The sequence below is a fragment of the Teichococcus oryzae genome (assembly GCF_008386565.1).
In the GTDB taxonomy this organism is placed as follows: Bacteria; Pseudomonadota; Alphaproteobacteria; order Acetobacterales; family Acetobacteraceae; genus Pseudoroseomonas; species Pseudoroseomonas oryzae.
Window position 1 is genome coordinate 66,380 of sequence record NZ_VUKA01000009.1, and the last position, 16,519, is coordinate 82,898.

Consider the following 16,519-nt stretch of genomic DNA (forward strand, 5'->3'; position numbering starts at 1 on the left):
ATGGGCCAATCGGGCCTGATCCTTCCTGCAGTCTCTGGGCACGCATCCGATCCCCTGTTTTTCGGCAGCGGACAGGACTGGCGCGACCTGTTGAAGGTCACGCCGCAATGGTCGATCCCCCTGCAGAACGCGGTGCGCGCGATGCTGGCCACCCCGGGGCCCGGCTTTGTGATCTGGGGAGATGAGCACAGGCTGCTTTGCAACGAGGCCTATCTGGCCTTGTTCGACAGCGGCACCGTGCCCTTGCCGGGCGCGAGCTTCCGTTTCGGCCAGGACCCCGGCCCGGATGCGGCGGCGCTCGCCCGCGCCTATGGGGGCCAGACGGTGCTGCTTCCGGAGGTGGCGCTGGCAACCTTGCCCGGCGCCGCGCCCCGGTATGTGATGGTGGCGCTGGCGCCGATCATGGCGGCCGATGGCGCCGTGCTGGGCGTTCTGGGCTCCTGCCTCGAATGCACCGCGCGAAGCCTGCGCGAGCAGCGCATGGCGCTGCTGCTGGATCTGGCGCAGCTCCTGACCTTCGATCCCCCCGACATGGCTTTGCAGGCGGTGGCGCCGCGGCTCGGCACCCTGCTGGGAGCGGGGCGCATCGGCCTCGGGCGCATGCTGGAAGATGGCCGGCAGGTCGAGATCACCCAGGACTGGACCCTGGGGTCGATGCCGAGCCTCGCCGGCAGGCAGGATCTCGCCTCGTTCGGCGACCATCTCAGGACAGCGCCTGACGGCTTCGTGCTGGCGGTCCATGACACCGGCTCAGACACCCCTGGCATGCCGGGGGCCACGCTGACGGTGGCGCTGGGCAGCACCGAGGACCTGCGCACCATCCTGTTCCTGCACTCAGAGGCGCCACGAAGCTGGAGCGGTGGAGACATCGCCCTGGCCCAGGATGTCGGCCGGCAATTGCGGAACGCCGAGGAGCGGCAGGCCGAGGAAGCGGCGTTGCGGACCCGCATGGCGCACCGGACGGCGGAGCTGGAGCGTGCCGAGGACGCGCTGCGCCAGGCCCAGAAGATGGAAGCGATCGGCCAGCTGACGGGCGGGATCGCGCATGACTTCAACAACCTGCTTCAAGGCATCAGCGGCTCCCTGGACCTGATCCAGACGCGCATCGCCCAGGGGCGCCTGGCGGCGGTCGGGCCCTTTCTGAAGAGTGCATCGGCCTCCGCCAGCCGTGCCACGGCTTTGACCCACCGGCTGCTGGCCTTCGCGAGGCGGCAGCCGATCGATCCCCGTCCGGTGCAGCCGAACGAGTTGATCGCAAGCCTGCGCAGCCTGCTGCGCCGGAGTTGCGGGGAAGCGATCCGGCTGGAGCTGGCGCTTGAGGATGGCCTCTGGAACACGCTGTGCGACTCCAATCAGCTGGAGAACGCGCTGCTGAACCTGGCCATCAATGCCCGCGATGCCATGCCCGATGGCGGCACCCTGACCATCGCCACGTCCAGCACCCGCCATGAAGGTGGCATCCCTTCGCTGCGCGACCTGGAGCCAGGGGATTACGTGTGCATCCGCGTCATCGACAGCGGCTGCGGCATGCCGCCCGAGGTGGTGGAGCGCGCCTTCGAGCCCTTTTTCACCACCAAGCCACTGGGGCAGGGCACCGGGCTCGGGCTGTCCATGATCTACGGCTTCACGCGACAGTCGAAGGGAACGGTGCGCATCCTGTCGCGTCCGGGCGAGGGCACGATGGTGGAACTTTACCTGCCGCGGCATGACCGCATGCCGGTGGAGCCGCCCGCAGCCTCATCGCTTTCCGGACCGCCGCCGACGTCCGGCGGCGAGGTGGTGCTGGTGGTCGAGGACGATCCGGTGGTGCGGCAGCTGGTGGTGGAAGTGCTTTCCGAGCATGGCTATGCCGTGCTTCAGGCGGAGGATGGCCATTCGGGGCAGCGCCTGATCGAGAAGCTGTCGCGGATCGACCTGCTGGTTACCGACATCGGCCTGCCGGGGCCGGATGGGCGGCAGCTGGCCGAAATGCTGCGGCAGCGCCAGCCGGATGTGCGGGTCCTGTTCATGACCGGCTATGCGGAGGCGGCGGCACGCGGCGAAGGCTTCCTGGCGCCAGGCATGGAGATGGTGGTGAAGCCCTTCGCCATGGATGACCTGACGATCCGCGTGCACGCCCTGCTGGAAAACCCGTAAGCCTGCGAATTTAGGGCGCGCCCGCTGACGGCGCGACCCAGGCGGCAGGGCGCTTTCGCACGGTGGATTCAGCAGGCTTGTCGCCATCGATTGCCCGGGTATGCCGTTACACAGCCCCACGGAAAAGGATTGTCGTTCCGCGCAAAGCATGAAGGGGAGTGCGTCAACCGTTTATTCAGCGGTGGCAGCGCAGAATGAGGCATCCAGAAGGAATGCTTCCCCCGATGTCCGACATTGCGCCACGTCCTGACCATCTGCTGGTGATCGATTCCCGTGTCACCGGCTGGCCGTCCCATCTGATCGCCGCGGGGCCAGATGCCGCCGTGTTGATCCTGGACGCGGGAAAGGATAGGCTGGCGCAGATCGCCGAGGTGGCTGCGGATTACGCGCCTCTGGCTGGGCTTACCCTGCTCGGCCATGGCAGCCCGGGCCTGCTTCTTCTGGGCCAGACCGTGCTGGATGGCACAGCCCTGGACAATGCATCGCACATTCTGGGCTGTTTGGCAGCGTCCCTGGCTCTGGAAGCCAGGATTCATCTTCTGGGCCTGCCGGGGGCCGGCGTGGCCGGACGATACCTGGCGCACCGCCTGGCCCAGGCCACCGGCCGTAGCGTGATCACCGACCAGATGATGAAGCGGCCGGTCCTGGTGCCGGCCATCGGGCTGCCAATGCCAGTTGCGGCTGTCACTGCGGCGGCGCCTGAACAAGGCGCACACATGGCCGCCGGCACCTGAGCCTTCGATGAGCGCGGCCTGACGCCGTTCGGCGTCAGGCGTCCAGCGCTTCCACCTCAAGGCGCGCCGCATTGTCCTGGATGAAGCGGAAGCGCAGTTCCGGCTTCCGGCCCATCAGCGCCTCGATCAGTTCCGAGGTGGCCGCGCGCTCTTCTGGAGGCAGCACGACCCTGAGCAGGGTCCGCTTGCGCGGGTCCATGGTTGTTTCCTTGAGGGACGCCGGCGGCATCTCCCCGAGGCCCTTGAAGCGGCTGACTTCCACCTTCTGGTTGGGCTTGAAGGCGCGCTTCAACAGCTTCTCGCGCTCCACATCATCCATCGCGTAGAGCGTCTTGCCCGCTGTGGCCAACCGGTACAGCGGCGGCTGGGCCAGGTAAACACGGCCTTGCCGCACCAGCTCCGGCAGTTCCTTGTAGAAGAAGGTCATCAGCAAGGCGGCAATATGGGCACCATCCACATCCGCATCGGTCATGATGACGACCCGCCCATAGCGAAGCCGCTTCATGTCGAACCTGTCCCCGGCGCCGCAGCCCAGCGCCTCGATCAGGTCCTTCAATTCCTGGTTCTGCCGCAGCTTGTCGGCCGAGGCGGAAGCGACGTTCAGGATCTTGCCGCGCAGAGGAAGAACCGCCTGGGTTTCCCGGTCGCGGGCCTGCTTGGCGGAACCGCCGGCCGAATCGCCCTCCACCAGGAACAGCTCGGTACCCTCGGCCGATTCGCGTGAACAATCGGCGAGCTTGCCTGGCAGGCGGAGCCGGCGGGTCGCGGTCTTGCGGGGCGTGTCCTTCTGCTCGCGGCGACGGATCCGGTCCTCCGCGCGCTCCACCGCATAGGCCAGCAGGTTGTCGGCCGTGGCCGGATCGCCGGCCAGCCAATGGTCGAACTGGTCCCGCAAGCCGGCCTCGACGAGGCGGGACGCCTCAGGGCTGGTCAGCTTGTCCTTGGTCTGGCCCTGGAACTGCGGATCGCGGACAAAGACCGACAGCATGCCGGCCACGCCGCCAAAAACGTCATCCGCCGTGATGTTGCCGGCCCGGCGTTCCTTCTTCAGCTCACCATAGGCCCGCAGCCCCTTGACCAGCGCGTTGCGCAGGCCGGCCTCATGCGTGCCGCCCTGCGGCGTCGGGATGGTGTTGGCATAGGTGTGGAGGAAGCCATCCCCGTGCTCCAGCCAGGTCACCGCCCATTCGGCGCGGCCGGCCCCTTGCGGAAAGGTGGCCTCGCCGGCCCAGGGAGTGGGAATAACGGTGCCGCGGCCCTCGATCGCCACCGCCAGGAAGTCCGACAGGCCTCCCGGGAAGTGGAGCACCGCCTGGGACGGGATCTCGGCTTCCTGTCCCTTCGGCACCAGCGCCGGGTCGCAGGACCAGCGGATCTCGACCCCCCGGAACAGATAGGCCTTGGAGCGGCAAAGGCGGAACAGCCGCGCCGCCGAGAAGCGCAGCCCGGCGAAGATCTCGTCATCCGGGCGGAAGCGGATCGTGGTGCCGCGCCGGTTGTGCACCGCGCCGGCATTCTTGAGCTTGCCCAGGGGCTTGCCGCGCGAATAGGCCTGGGTGAACAGGGTGCGGTCGCGCGCCACCTCCACCTCCAACCGCTCCGACAGCGCGTTCACCACGGAGGAGCCGACGCCATGCAGGCCGCCGGAGGTGTCATAGGCCTTGCCCGAGAACTTGCCGCCCGAATGCAGGGTGGTGAGGATCACCTCAAGGGCCGACAGCTTCGGGAATTTGGGGTGGGGGTCGGTCGGGATGCCGCGGCCATTGTCGCGGATGGTGAGCCAGTTGTCGGGCTCCAGCGTGACCTCGATGCGGTCGGCATGGCCTGCCACCGCCTCGTCCATGGCATTGTCCAGGACTTCGGCCGCCAGGTGGTGCAGGGCATTCTCGTCCGTGCCGCCGATATACATGCCGGGACGGCGGCGGACGGGCTCCAGCCCTTCCAGAACTTCGATGTCCTTGGCGGAGTAGGAGGCCGCGGCCTCCGTCTTGCCGGCCTGCGCCTTGGCGCCGCGGCCCCCAAACAGATCGTTCATGTCTTGTTCACACCTTCAGGGTGCAAACTAGCCAAGGCAGTGCCCGCACCGCAACCCTGGGGAAGGGTCGCGGCGCGGTTCCGATCAGTTTTCGAGATGCGACTCCAGCATCCACAGCTTCTTGTCGAGATCGCGGGACAGACCGGTCAGCAGGTCGGCAGTGTCGGCGTCGCCGGCATCATCCGTGCTGCTGATGCCTTCGCGCACCGTCTTGGCGAGGCTGGCGAAGCGATCGGCCAGTTCCCGGACATGATCCATCGTGTGAACCGTTTCCTGGGAATAAGGGGCGAGGCGGCTCTTCTCGGCCACGAGCTGGCTGGTGCCGGACGGCGTGCCACCCAGCTGCACCAGGCGCTCGGCCACGTCGTCGGTGGTGGCGAAGAGTTCGTTGTAGAAGGTTTCGAGCATCTCGTGCAGGCCGATGAAGTTCGGGCCCCGCATCGTCCAATGCGCCATGCGCACGGCATTGGTGAGGTCAAGCGCATCCACCAACGTGCCGTTCAGCACGGAAATCGACACCTTCTTCGCGTTCTCGCCCAGATCATTCCGGTTGGGGTGCAGGCTCATCTTTTATCTCCTCAGGACGATATTCGCAGCGCACATCGCAATCGGCCGAAGCCGCGACATGCCGACAGTGGTGGATTAGCGCACGGCCTTCCGGCCGGTTTCACCATGAGCGTGACTTCGCCGGATGGGCTAGCGAAGGCCCGGCATGGTCAAGCCCCGCCGCGCATCAGGGCCGCGACGCAGGCCTCGAACCCTTCCAGGTCCGTCCAGCGGGCGCCGGGCGGAACGGTTCGCGCCACCAGCAGGCCATCGGCGGCCAGGATGCCGCCATCGATCATGAGGTTATCATGCCGCCCGAAATCCTCAAGGCTAAGCCCCTCCGCATCGGTCCAGCCCCCGGCGCCCTGGCGGGCGGCGGAACCCAGGAAGGCGCGTGTCCGGGCGGCGAAATCGCGGGCATCATTGGTGTAGCCGGCGACCGGCCGCCCCAGGCCGCGCATGAAGCCGACCTCATACACGGTGCCGGCATCCGCCGAGGGCCCGCGAAACGGGGTCAGGTTGGCGATCATGGCATCGCAGGCGCGGATATGCGCCTCATTACGGAGATAGATTTCCAGGAAGCGCTCGGGCGCGGCATCGGCCGCGGCGTCCTCGATGGGGTCCGTCGGAAAGACGCCCACGGTGCCATGGCGGGCGCAGATCGCCTTCTTGGCCGCCGAGGCGCGGGCGGCATCGGGCAGAAAGACATCAGGGCCGGCAAGATAGATGCGCATGCCCCCAATCTGCCCCGTCGCTTCGCGGATGCCTAGCTTCGCCGCCTTCAGGCCGCGCTTGCCGCACCCGCCTCCAGGGCGCGCAGATCCCCCACGAACCGGTCGCGCCAGCGTTCAAGGCTGTTGTGCCGCATCACCCGCAGCATGGCCCCGTGGCGTTCCCGCCGCTCCGCGAGAGGCATGGCGAGCGCCTGGCGCAGCGCGGCCGCCACGCCGGCCTCGTCATGCGGATTGACCCTCAAGGCCGTGTCGAGCTCACGCGCGGCCCCGGCGAATTGCGACAACACCAGCACGCCGGGATCGGCCGGGTCCTGCGCCGCCACATATTCCTTGGCCACTAGGTTCATGCCATCGCGCAGGGGCGTGACCAGCCCAACCCGCGCCGCGGCATAAAGCGGCATCAGCCGCCGCCGCGGGAAGGAGCGGTTGAGGTAGCGCAGGGGCATCCAATCCAGCTCGGCGAAACGGCCATTGATGCGGCCCGCCTCGCCTTCCAGTTCGCGCCGGATGGCCTGGTAGGCCTCGATGTCGGAACGGGAAGGGGGTGCGATCTGCACATATTCCACGCGCCGCCGCCATTCGGGGCTTTCGGCCAGAAAGCGCTCATAGGCCGCGAAGCGCTGCCGCAGGCCCTTGGAGTAGTCGAGCCGCTCGACGCTCATCACCAGGGCGCGGTCGCCCAGCCCGGCGCGCAGCGCGGTCAGTTCCGGCGCATCGGCATGCGCCGCCTCGCCGCGCAACGCATCCACATCGACGCCGATGGGGTAAACGCCCGTGCGGACGGTGCGCCCAAAAGCCAGCAGCGTCCCGTCAGGCAGTTCCTGCCCATCCGCCTCCTGCCGCAGATAGTCGGCGAAGGCGCGGCGATCGGGCTCGGTCTGGAAGCCGATCAGGTCGTACTGGCACAATGCCCGTACCAGTTCGGCATGGACGGGGATCGTGGCCAGCACGGCGGGCGCGGGGAAGGGGATGTGCAGGAACAGCCCCATCCGGTTGCGCATCCCGAGTTCCCGCAGGCCGGCCGCGAGCTCCATCAGGTGGTAGTCATGGGCCCAGATGACGTCCCCGGGCGTCACAAGGGCGGCGAGATGCCGGGCGAAATGACGATTAACACGGCGATAGCCCTCGAACTCGCGCCGCTCGAAACGGGCGAGGCCGGTCTGGTAGTGCATAGTCGGCCACAGCGTGCCGTTGGCGAAGCCACGGTAATAATCGTCATAATCGCGCTGCGTCAGGTCGGTGGTGTAGAGCGTCACCGGCCCGCTGCGGGCCACGGCCGGCGGCAGGCCCGGTGCCAGGCTGTCGGGCGGCACCACCGCATCCGGCACGGTCTGGCCGGACCAGCCGAACCACAGCCCGCCGGAATGGCGCAGCGCATCCATCACCCCGGCGGCGAGGCCGCCTGCCGTCGCTTCGCCCTCATTGATCGGGGCGACGCGATTGGACACCACCACCAGTCGCGACATCGACGCCGTTCCTTCTAGGCTGCCTCCGGCAGGTCCGGCACCAGGCCGCCCTGCTGCTGTTGCAGCATTTCGCGATACGGGCCGTGGCGGAGGGCCAGCTCGGACGGAGTGCCGTCATCCACGATCCGGCCCCGATCCAGCACGATGATTCTGTCGAAATTTTGCAGGGTCGAAAGGCGATGCGCCACGGCGATCACGGTGCGGTCCCGGATCAGCTCCTCCAGCCCGTCCCGGACCGCCCTTTCGCTGTCGCTGTCGAGGGCGCTGGTCGCCTCGTCCAGCAGCAGCACCGGCGCGGGGCTGAGCAGCGCCCGGGCAATGGCGAGGCGCTGCCTTTGTCCCCCCGACAGCTTGACGCCCCGGTTGCCCACCACCGTGTCGAAGCCTTCCGGCAGGTCGGCGATCATGTCGGCGCAATGTGCCATGGCGGCCGCGCGGCGGATCTCGGCCATTTGCGCGTCCGGACGGCCATACCGGATGTTGTCGGCCACGGAGCGGTGGAACATGGCGGTGTCCTGCGGCACCACGGCAAGGGCGTGGTGCAGGCTGTCCAGCGTCACGGCGCCGAGTTCCTGGCCGTCGATCAGGATGCGCCCGGAATCGGGCTCATGGAAACGCTGCAACAGGGCCAGCAGCGTCGACTTGCCGCAGCCGGAAGGACCGATGATCCCGAGCTTCTGGCCGGCCGGCACCACCAGGTCCAGCCCATCCAGCACGGTTCCGCGCCCCGGATAGGCGAAGCGGACACCTTCCAGCCGGATGCTGCCCGCACCCGGCCGCAGCGGCTTGGCATCCGGACGGTCGCGCAGCGCATGCGGCACCAGGAGGGCCCGCAGGGCCTCGTCAAGCCGGGCGGAAAGCTGCGTCAGCTCCACCAGCCCCACGGCCAGGTCCCGCGTGGCGTTCAGGATGGTCAGCGACAAGGTGGCCAGGAGCGCCACATCCCCCACGGAGGCGCGGCCCTGCTGCCACAGCCACAATCCGGCCGCGAGGGTGGCGGCCACCAGGATGACGGTCATCCCGGCATGCAGCAGCCGCAGCCATTCCATCGACCACAGGCTCCGGCGGTGGGAGGCGACTTCCTCCTCCACCGCCATGCCGATCCGGCCTTGTTCCCGCCATGCCGCGCCGAAGGCCCGGACGGTGGCGATGTTGCCGACCACATCCACCATCTCCCCATCCAGGGCGGCGACGCGCTGGGCATGCAGGCGGTGCAGCGGGGTGGTGCGGCGCGCCATGCGGAACAACACCAGCCCGATGCACAGGGCGCACCCCGCCAGGCCGGCGGCCAGGCCGAGATGCACATGGGCCGTGACAATGATCGCGCCGAATGCCGCGGCGGCGGGGGGCAGCACGCCCCAGGCCAGCACATTGCCGGTGCCGAAGGCGGATACCGCGGTCGCCGAAACGCGGGCCGCCAGGGCGCCGGGCAGGCGGTCGGCGAAGAAGGAAGGGCTGTGGCCGAGAAGATGCGCGAACAGCGCCTCGCGGATGCGGCCCGCCGTCGCCGTGAAGCTGTGTGTGGCCGCGTAGCCCGCGACGCGCCACAGCAGGTTGTCGGCCGCGATCAGCAGGCACAGGACGGCGAAAGCCCGCCACACGGCGGATGCGGCGGGACCACCTGGCCCGGCGGCGATGAGGTCGATCAACTGCTTGAGGCCGAACTGCGCGGCGATGCTGCACAACACCGCGGCCAGCACCGCGGCGAACACCAGCAAGTGGCCAAGCAGGCGGGGGCGAACATGCCGGAAAAGGAAACGCCAGGGTGATAGCGGGGCCGCGCCTTTCGCAGTCATGCCAGCCTCGCTTTCGCCATATTCAATTCCTATCTTGTTGACCGATACAGGCGGAAACAAGTCGAGCCGCGCTTGGTGACGGCTCCTCGCAAGTAGTGGCACCAGCCTGGTTGTGAAGAGGGATCGCCTTGATGCGTATCGCGCAAATCGCGCCTTTGTTTGAAGCTGTTCCACCGAAGTTGTATGGCGGGACCGAGCGCGTGGTGTCCTCCCTGACCGAGGAACTCGTGGCGATGGGCCACGAAGTCACGCTGTTCGCGAGCGGCGATTCCATCACCTCGGCAAGGCTGGCCGCCATGCGGGATCAGGCGCTGCGCCTCGATCCCACGGTCAAGGACTGGGTGGCGCATTACCATCGCATGGTCGAGATGGTGGCCCGTCGCGCCGGCGAGTTCGACATCATCCACTCGCATATCGACTATTTCCCCCTCGGGCTGCTGGAGCGGCAGTCCACGCCCTTCCTCACCACGCTGCATGGCCGGCTCGACCTGCCCGAGTTCAAGATGATCTACGAGACCTATGGGCGGACGCCCTTTGTCTCGATCTCCGATCATCAGCGCCTGCCGATCCCGGCCCTGAACTGGGTGCGCACCGTGCTGCACGGCATGCCGCAGGACCGCCTGACCCCGCAGCCGGTGGAGCAGGCCTATTTCGCCTTCCTGGGCCGCGTTTCGCCGGAGAAGGGGCTGGACAAGGCGATCCGCATCGCGGCCCGCGCCGGCGTGAAGTTGAAGGTCGCTGCCAAGATCGACAGTGCCGACCGCGCCTATTACGACCGCGAGATCGCGCCGCTGATGAGCCAGGGGCATGTGGAGTTCATCGGCGAGATCAGCGACAGCCAGAAGCCGGAGTTCCTGTCCGGCGCCCATGCGCTGCTGTTTCCCATCGACTGGCCCGAGCCCTTCGGCCTGGTGATGATCGAGGCCATGGCCTGCGGCACGCCGGTGATCGCCTTCAAGCGCGGCTCCGTGCCGGAGGTGATGGAGGATGGCCTGACCGGCTTCGTGGTCGATAACGAGGATGAGGCGGTGGCCGCGGTGGCGCGCATCCCGAGCCTCGACCGCGCCAAGGTCCGCGCCCAGTTCGAGCAGCGCTTCACCGCGCGCCGCATGGCCGAGGATTACGTCTCCGTTTATGAGGAGCTGGTGGCCAGCAACGGTAAGCCGCAACTCCGGGCCGTGGCGCGCTAAGACAGGCTTTTGCGGAGATTTAGCCGCCCTGGACCAAATCCAGGGCGGCTTTTTCATGCCGGTTCGTCCGGTCAGGCCGCCTGCGCCACGGCGTGCCCGCGCCGCATCATCACGGACAGGCCCGCCGCCACCAGCCCGGTGCTGCCGGCCAGCAGAAACATGGTCAGGTAGTCGCCCTGCGTGTCGCGCAGCACGCCGCCCAGGAAGGCGGCACTGGCCGCGCCCATCTGGTGCCCGGCGGCGATCCAGCCGAACACCACCGGCGCATCCCGCTCCCCGAAGGCTTCCGTGGCCAGCCGCAAGGTGGGTGGCACGGTGGCGATCCAGTCCAGCCCGTAGAACACGGCGAACAGAACCAGGCTGTAATAGGAGAAGTCGGAGAAGGGCAGGTAGATCAGCGAGAGGCCGCGAAGCCCGTAATACACGAACAACAGTTTGCGCGGGTCGTAGCGGTCGGTCAGCCAGCCTGAAAGGGTGGTCCCGACCAGGTCGAAGATCCCCATCAGCATCAGCAGCCCGGCCGCCTGCACCTCGGGGATGCCCATGTCGCCGCACATGGCGATCAGGTGGGTGCCCACCAGCCCGTTGGTGGTGAAGCCGCAGATGAAGAAGGTGGCGAACAGGTACCAGAAGGTGCGCGTGGCGGCCGCGCGCCGGAGCGTGCCCAGGGCCGCCGTCACCATGCCTTTGTGCGGCGCCTCGACAGTGGCGGCGGTGGCGCCATAGGGCAGTTGGCCGATGCTGGCGGGGCGTTCCGGCACCAGCAGCCAGATCACCGGGATCATCGCCGCCAGGACCACGGCGACCGCGATCACCACCGGGCGCCAGCCGCCTTCCTGGGCGAGCCAAGCCAGCACCGGCAGGAAGACCAGGGTGCCGGTCGCGGTGCTGGCCGTCAGCAGGCCCATCATCAGGCTGCGGTTGCGGACGAACCAGCGGTTCACGATGGTCGCGCCCAGCACCAGCGCCACCGCGCCGGAGCCCAGCCCGGAAAAGACGCCCCAGCTCAGCAACAGGTGCCAGGGCTGCGTCATGAAGGAGCTGGCCGCGGCCGAGAGCGACATCAGGGCGAGGGCGCCAAGCACCGTCCGCCGCAGGCCGAGCGTGTTCATCAGCGCCGCCGCGAAAGGCCCGACCATGCCGTAAAGAAAAATGCCGACGCCGGCCGACAGGGCGGTGACGCTCCGGCCCCAGCCGAAATGCTCCTCCAGCGGGAGGATGAGCACCCCGGGCGCTGACCGCGCGCCGGCCGCCGCCAGAAGGGCCAGGAAGATCGCCGCCACCACGACAAAGGCGTAATTCTGGCCAAACGGCCGGGATCGCGTTATGTTCATGTTACTGACCGGTACGTTTCGGCTGCAAATTTACGTACCAGTCAGTAACATGGTCAAGAGGCATCATTCATGGCCGCTGCGGACAACACCGCTCCACCCCGCGCCGCCACCCGCATCCGCGAAACGGCGCGGGACCTGTTCTACAGGCGGGGCATCCGCGCCGTGGGGGTGGATGAGATCGTCGCGCGGGCAGGCGTCACCAAGCCGAGCCTGTATCGCAGCTTCTCCTCCAAGGATGAACTGGCCGCCTGCTACCTGCGCGACTACGAGGCGCTGTTCTGGAGCCGCTTCGAGGCGGCCATGGCCGCGCATCGGGGCGATCCGGAGAAGCAGATCCTGCTCTTCCTTGAAGGTCTGGGCGAGCGTTCCTCGCGTCCGGACTACCGTGGCTGCGGGCTGACCAATGCGGTGGTGGAGTATCCTGCCCCGGGGCATCCGGCACGCCAGGTCTCGGAGGCGCATAAGCGCGCCCTGCGCGACCGCCTGCATGCCATGGCGCGCGAGATGGGCGCAGCGGACCCCGAGGATCTGGGCGATGCGTTGCTGCTGCTGATCGAGGGCTGCTTCGCCGCCGGCCAGATCTTCGGCGCCGGCGGCCCGACCGGAAAGGTGGCCGGGGCCGCGCGGCGCCTGATCCGGGCGCATCGGCAAGCGGGCTGAAGGGCTGGTCAGCCCGCCGGATGCAGCGGGGCCTCGCCCCGGATCAGAACGGCATCCAGGTTATCAAGGCAGCGGAAGCCCATCGCATCCCGCGTTTCCACCGTGGCGCTGCCCAGATGCGGCAGCAGCACGAGGTTGGGGGTGCTGTGGTAGCCTTCGAAGATGTTGGGCTCCCCCGCAAAGACGTCGAGGCCGGCGGCGCGCAGATGCCCGCCTTGCAGCGCCGCGCAGAGCGCCGTGTCGTCCACCGTGGTGCCGCGCCCGGTGTTCACCACGATGGCGCCCTTGCGGAGCTGGGCGATGCGCCGGGCATCGAGCCAGTGTCGCGTGGCGGCGCCGCCGGGAATGTGCATGGACAGCACGTCGATGGCGCCGAGGAAATCCGTGTCATTGTCGTGGTAGGTCGCGCCGGCCTCCTCGGCAGGCGGCAGGCGGTTGCGGTTGCGGTAGTGGATCTGCATGCCGAAGCCACGGGCCATTTGGGCCAGCGCCTGGCCGATGCGGCCCATGCCGAGGATGCCGAGCGCCTTGTTCTCCAGCGTCACGCCCATGAGCTGGGTCGGCGCCCAGCCCGTCCATTCCCGGGCGCGCAGCATGCGCTCCGCCTCGCCGCCGCGCCGGGCCGCAGTCAGGATCAGCAGCATGGCGATCTCGGCGGTCGCCACGCTCAGCACGTCCGGGGTGTTGGTCACGATGATGCCGCGCTCCCGGGCGGCGCCGAGATCGATATGGTCGGTGCCGACGCTGAAGGTGGCGATGATCTTCACGCTGTCGGGCAGGGCGGCGATGGTGCCCGAATCCAGGGCATCGCCGGCGGCGCACAGGATGCCGCGCGCTTCCCCTCGCGCCGCCGCCGCCGCCAGCGCCAGGCCATCCATGGGCTTGTCGCTCGGATTCGGCATCGTAACGTAATCGCGCTGCGCACGGGCCTCGACGGCATCCGGGAAGCGGCGGGTCAGCAGCAGGGTGGGCTTCGGCATGTGAGAACAACTCCGGGGCCGGCGGGTCATGGCGAAAGGGGAAGGCGACCCGGAGCGGGTTGCGCCCGCGCGGCCTGTTCCTCCCCGGCATTGGCAGGCAGCTTATCCCGCTCTGGCCAGCTTGCCAGAGGGGATGGTTCGGATCACCTTCCGCCAAGGCAGAACGGCCAAGGGAACAAGACACATGGATCTGGGTTTGAAGGGGCGCCGCGCCCTGGTAATGGGTGCCTCCAAGGGGCTGGGCCGCTCGGTGGCGGATGCGCTGGCCGAGGAAGGCGTCGCGCTGGCGATTTCCGGCCGCAACCAGGACACGCTGGACCGCGCCGCGGCCGAGCTGGAGGCGCTCGGCGCGCCCAAGGCCGTCGGCATCGTCGCCGACGTGGCGGAAGGCGCGCAGATGGACCGCCTGGCCGATGCCGCCGTCGCGGCGCTGGGCGGCGTGGACATCCTGGTGCTGAACCATGGCGGCCCGCCGACCTGCACGGCGCTGGAGATGAAGCAGGAAGACCTGGTCACCTGGTTCCAGCGAATCGTGCTGTCGCCGATCCGCATCGCCAACAAGCTGCTGCCGGCGATGCAGCAGCAGCAATGGGGCCGTCTGATCACCATCGCCTCCACCGGCGTGGCGCAGCCGCTGCCCGGGCTGGCGCTGTCCAACACCCTGCGCTCCGCCATTGTCGGCTGGAACAAGACGCTGGCCAGCGAAGTGGCCGGGCAGGGCATCACCTGCAACATCATGGGACCCGGTGCCTTCAACACGGACCGCACCAAGGAAACCCTGGCGGCCGCGTCGCAGAAGACCGGCAAGAGCATCGAGGCGCTGGTGGCCGAGCGTTCCGCCGCGATCCCGGTCGGCCGCTATGGCGAGCCGCGCGAGTTCGGACCGATGGCCGCCTTCCTGGCGTCCGACAAGGCGGCCTACACCACGGGGCGGGTGCATCTGATCGATGGCGGCGTCGTCCGTGGCGTCTGAGGCCACCGGGATCAAGCCGAACCTGCAGCCCGACACCGCCCTCGCGGAGCGTCTGTTCGACGAGCTGCGGGAGCGGAGCTTCGACGGCGTCGGCATCACCCGCGAGGCCTATGGGCCGGGCGAGCGCATGGCCCATGCGCTCGCCCGGCGCGAGGCCGAGGCGCTGGGCCTGGAGGTCAGCGCCGATCCCGCGGGCAATTTGCACATGACCCTGCCGGGCCTGGACCGCACCGCGAAGCGGGTGCTGCTGGGCAGCCATCTCGATTCGGTGCCGGAAGGCGGGAATTTCGATGGCGCGGCCGGGGTGCTCGCGGGGCTGGCGGCGGTGGCGGGATTGAAGAAGGCGGGCTTCGCGCCCGCCCGCGACATCACCGTGATCGCCACCCGTGCCGAGGAGGCAGGGGCTTGGTTCCCGACCTCCTATCCCGGCAGCCGCGCCGCCCTGGGCCGCCTCAAGCCTGAGGAACTCCAGGTCAGGCGGCAGGATAGCGGGCGCAGCCTGGCTGACCACATGCGGGAGGAAGGGTTCGACCCCGACTTCGTCGCGCGCGGCGAAGCCTGGGTCACGCCCGCCAACACCGCCGCCTTCCTGGAACTGCATATCGAGCAGGGGCCGGTGTTGGATTCCGAAGCGGTGCCTGTTGGCATCGTGACTGGCATCCCTGGCAGCCGCCGGTTGCGGCAGGGGCGGGTGCTGGGCGAATACAACCATTCCGGCGGCACGCCCCGCCGCTATCGCCGCGACGCCGCCATCGCGCTGGCCGAGCTGGCGGTGGCGCTCGACGAGGAATGGGCGCGGCTGGAAGCGCTCGGTCACCGGCTGGTCTGCACCTTCTGCACCCTGGCGACAACGGCCGAAGCCGGCTTCACCAAGATCCCCGGCGAGGCCACCTTCATGCTGGACGTGCGCAGCGTGAGTCCGGCCAGCGTCGACGCCATCTTCGCCGAGCTGGCGCGGCAGGTGCCGGAGATCGAGGCACGGCGCGGCGTGCGCTTCGAACTCGGGGCGGAGACCGGCTCGGTCGCGGCCCCGATGGATACGGAGATCCGGCAGGGCCTCGCCGCTTCCGCCGAGGCCCTCGGCATCGCGCATCTCGAAATGGCCTCGGGCGGCGGGCATGACGCGGCGGCCTTCGCCGCGGCCGGCATCCCTTCCGCCATGCTGTTCGTGCGCAACCAGAATGGCAGCCACAATCCGCATGAGGCGATGCGGATGGAAGACTTCGCCGCGGCCTGCGCGGTGATGACACGCTGGCTGTCACAGGTGGCCGCGTAGCCATGCTCCGGGGAGGCTCCGGCCTCCCCGGCAGACGCTGGGCAGGCCGGCTATGATGGCCTATCTCGGGCGCATGACCGAGAACCGCCCCGAACTCTGGATCGACGCCGATGCCTGCCCGGTGAGGGATGAGGTCTTCCGCGTCGCCGAAAGACTGTCGCTGGTGGTGCATGTGGTGTCGAACGGCGCGCGTGGCATCCGCCTTCCGGCCGCTGACTGGATCCGCCGCGTCATCGTGCCGGAGGGGCCTGATGCCGCCGATGACTGGATCGCCGAGCATATCCGGCGCCACGATGTGTGCATCACCGCCGACATTCCCCTGGCCGCGCGCTGCCTGCAGCGGGAAGCGCGGGCGCTGGCGCCGAATGGCCGGGTCTGGACCACCGACAACATCGGCAGCGCCCTGGCCGGCCGCGAGGTCGCGCGGCACCTGCGCGAGATCGGTGCCACCACACGCGGCCCCGCGCCCATGGGAGGCGCCGACCGCTCGCGCTTCCTGTCCGCGCTGGAAGCCGAGGTGCAGTCCGCGATCCGGGCCGCCACGGCGCCGGTGATCCGGCTGTGGCGGCCGCTGGAGGATTGAAGCGGGCTTCCGGTCGGGGGAGAATCGCCCGGTCGGGTGAAGACGCTCATGCCAACAGGCTGGAGCGCCATGAACG

Annotated in this window: 14 protein-coding genes; 7 read left to right on the plus strand and 7 right to left on the minus strand. The window is 68.7% G+C overall.

The genetic code is table 11. The features are described from left to right. The first annotated feature begins 90 nt into the window (after positions 1 to 90). Both F0Q34_RS15825 and F0Q34_RS15830 read left to right on the plus strand, forming a co-directional pair. Positions 91 to 2,136, plus strand: a complete 2,046-nt coding sequence (locus tag F0Q34_RS15825; RefSeq protein ID WP_206668048.1) for a response regulator — start codon at positions 91 to 93, stop codon at positions 2,134 to 2,136. Positions 2,137 to 2,360: 224 nt separating this feature from the next. Continuing rightward, positions 2,361 to 2,870, plus strand: a complete 510-nt coding sequence (locus F0Q34_RS15830; RefSeq protein ID WP_161600899.1) for a DUF4347 domain-containing protein — start codon at positions 2,361 to 2,363, stop codon at positions 2,868 to 2,870. 34 nt (positions 2,871 to 2,904) lie between these two features. Here the strand turns inward: F0Q34_RS15830 and parE are convergent, their stop codons facing one another. The 5 genes from parE to F0Q34_RS15855 form a co-directional block, all read right to left on the minus strand. Further along, complete coding sequence (parE, locus tag F0Q34_RS15835) at positions 2,905 to 4,905, minus strand: DNA topoisomerase IV subunit B (RefSeq protein WP_149813210.1); 2,001 nt, start codon at positions 4,903 to 4,905, stop codon at positions 2,905 to 2,907. Positions 4,906 to 4,989: 84 nt separating this feature from the next. Continuing rightward, complete coding sequence (gene dps / locus F0Q34_RS15840) at positions 4,990 to 5,472, minus strand: DNA starvation/stationary phase protection protein Dps (protein WP_149813211.1); 483 nt, start codon at positions 5,470 to 5,472, stop codon at positions 4,990 to 4,992. A 149-nt stretch (positions 5,473 to 5,621) separates the two neighbouring features. Further along, on the minus strand, positions 5,622 to 6,185 hold the full coding sequence (locus F0Q34_RS15845; RefSeq protein WP_149813212.1) for a nucleoside 2-deoxyribosyltransferase: 564 nt from the start codon (positions 6,183 to 6,185) through the stop codon (positions 5,622 to 5,624). A gap of 47 nt (positions 6,186 to 6,232) precedes the next feature. Then, on the minus strand, positions 6,233 to 7,651 hold the full coding sequence (locus F0Q34_RS15850; protein ID WP_149813213.1) for an alpha,alpha-trehalose-phosphate synthase (UDP-forming): 1,419 nt from the start codon (positions 7,649 to 7,651) through the stop codon (positions 6,233 to 6,235). Positions 7,652 to 7,665: 14 nt separating this feature from the next. Then, positions 7,666 to 9,363, minus strand: a complete 1,698-nt coding sequence (locus F0Q34_RS15855) for an ABC transporter ATP-binding protein (RefSeq protein ID WP_241665527.1) — start codon at positions 9,361 to 9,363, stop codon at positions 7,666 to 7,668. Positions 9,364 to 9,578: 215 nt separating this feature from the next. On the opposite strand from F0Q34_RS15855, the gene F0Q34_RS15860 reads away from it, so the two are divergent. Beyond that, positions 9,579 to 10,637 (plus strand): glycosyltransferase family 4 protein, encoded by a 1,059-nt coding sequence (locus tag F0Q34_RS15860; RefSeq protein ID WP_149813215.1) that lies wholly within the window; start codon positions 9,579 to 9,581, stop codon positions 10,635 to 10,637. A 71-nt stretch (positions 10,638 to 10,708) separates the two neighbouring features. On the opposite strand, the gene F0Q34_RS15865 is transcribed toward F0Q34_RS15860, so the two are convergent. Continuing rightward, positions 10,709 to 11,971 carry an MFS transporter gene (locus F0Q34_RS15865; RefSeq protein ID WP_149813216.1) on the minus strand — a complete coding sequence of 421 codons (1,263 nt, stop codon included), beginning with the start codon at positions 11,969 to 11,971 and terminating at the stop codon, positions 10,709 to 10,711. A 69-nt stretch (positions 11,972 to 12,040) separates the two neighbouring features. Here F0Q34_RS15865 and F0Q34_RS15870 point away from each other — a divergent pair, with 69 nt between their 5' ends. Further along, entirely contained in the window at positions 12,041 to 12,631 is a 591-nt protein-coding gene (locus F0Q34_RS15870) for a TetR/AcrR family transcriptional regulator (RefSeq protein WP_149813217.1), read from the plus strand. An 8-nt stretch (positions 12,632 to 12,639) separates the two neighbouring features. On the opposite strand, the gene F0Q34_RS15875 is transcribed toward F0Q34_RS15870, so the two are convergent. Further along, positions 12,640 to 13,611 (minus strand): 2-hydroxyacid dehydrogenase, encoded by a 972-nt coding sequence (locus F0Q34_RS15875; RefSeq protein WP_149813218.1) that lies wholly within the window; start codon positions 13,609 to 13,611, stop codon positions 12,640 to 12,642. Between the two features lie 184 nt (positions 13,612 to 13,795). Here F0Q34_RS15875 and F0Q34_RS15880 point away from each other — a divergent pair, with 184 nt between their 5' ends. Genes F0Q34_RS15880 through F0Q34_RS15890 form a run of 3 tightly spaced genes read left to right on the plus strand, consistent with a single transcriptional unit; the run spans position 13,796 to position 16,443 of the window. Beyond that, positions 13,796 to 14,584: an SDR family oxidoreductase gene (locus tag F0Q34_RS15880; protein ID WP_149813219.1), complete on the plus strand. Its 789-nt coding sequence runs from the start codon at positions 13,796 to 13,798 to the stop codon at positions 14,582 to 14,584. Continuing rightward, on the plus strand, positions 14,574 to 15,860 hold the full coding sequence (locus F0Q34_RS15885) for a Zn-dependent hydrolase (RefSeq protein WP_241665522.1): 1,287 nt from the start codon (positions 14,574 to 14,576) through the stop codon (positions 15,858 to 15,860). The genes F0Q34_RS15880 and F0Q34_RS15885 overlap by 11 nt, the downstream gene beginning before the upstream one ends. Before the next feature lie 55 nt (positions 15,861 to 15,915). Next, entirely contained in the window at positions 15,916 to 16,443 is a 528-nt protein-coding gene (locus F0Q34_RS15890; RefSeq protein ID WP_456316250.1) for a YaiI/YqxD family protein, read from the plus strand. Positions 16,444 to 16,519: the final 76 nt, after the last annotated feature.

What these genes read in the sequence shown, in the direction of transcription:
- F0Q34_RS15890 (WP_456316250.1), top strand. Translation starts at nt 15,916, where the DNA reads ATGGCCTATCTCGGGCGCATGACCGAGAACCGCCCCGAACTCTGGATC.
- F0Q34_RS15850 (WP_149813213.1), bottom strand. Translation starts at nt 7,651, where the DNA reads ATGTCGCGACTGGTGGTGGTGTCCAATCGCGTCGCCCCGATCAATGAG.
- F0Q34_RS15830 (WP_161600899.1), top strand. Translation starts at nt 2,361, where the DNA reads ATGTCCGACATTGCGCCACGTCCTGACCATCTGCTGGTGATCGATTCC.
- F0Q34_RS15865 (WP_149813216.1), bottom strand. Translation starts at nt 11,971, where the DNA reads ATGAACATAACGCGATCCCGGCCGTTTGGCCAGAATTACGCCTTTGTC.
- F0Q34_RS15845 (WP_149813212.1), bottom strand. Translation starts at nt 6,185, where the DNA reads ATGCGCATCTATCTTGCCGGCCCTGATGTCTTTCTGCCCGATGCCGCC.
- dps (WP_149813211.1), bottom strand. Translation starts at nt 5,472, where the DNA reads ATGAGCCTGCACCCCAACCGGAATGATCTGGGCGAGAACGCGAAGAAG.
- F0Q34_RS15875 (WP_149813218.1), bottom strand. Translation starts at nt 13,611, where the DNA reads ATGCCGAAGCCCACCCTGCTGCTGACCCGCCGCTTCCCGGATGCCGTC.
- F0Q34_RS15880 (WP_149813219.1), top strand. Translation starts at nt 13,796, where the DNA reads ATGGATCTGGGTTTGAAGGGGCGCCGCGCCCTGGTAATGGGTGCCTCC.
- F0Q34_RS15860 (WP_149813215.1), top strand. Translation starts at nt 9,579, where the DNA reads ATGCGTATCGCGCAAATCGCGCCTTTGTTTGAAGCTGTTCCACCGAAG.
- parE (WP_149813210.1), bottom strand. Translation starts at nt 4,905, where the DNA reads ATGAACGATCTGTTTGGGGGCCGCGGCGCCAAGGCGCAGGCCGGCAAG.
- F0Q34_RS15870 (WP_149813217.1), top strand. Translation starts at nt 12,041, where the DNA reads ATGGCCGCTGCGGACAACACCGCTCCACCCCGCGCCGCCACCCGCATC.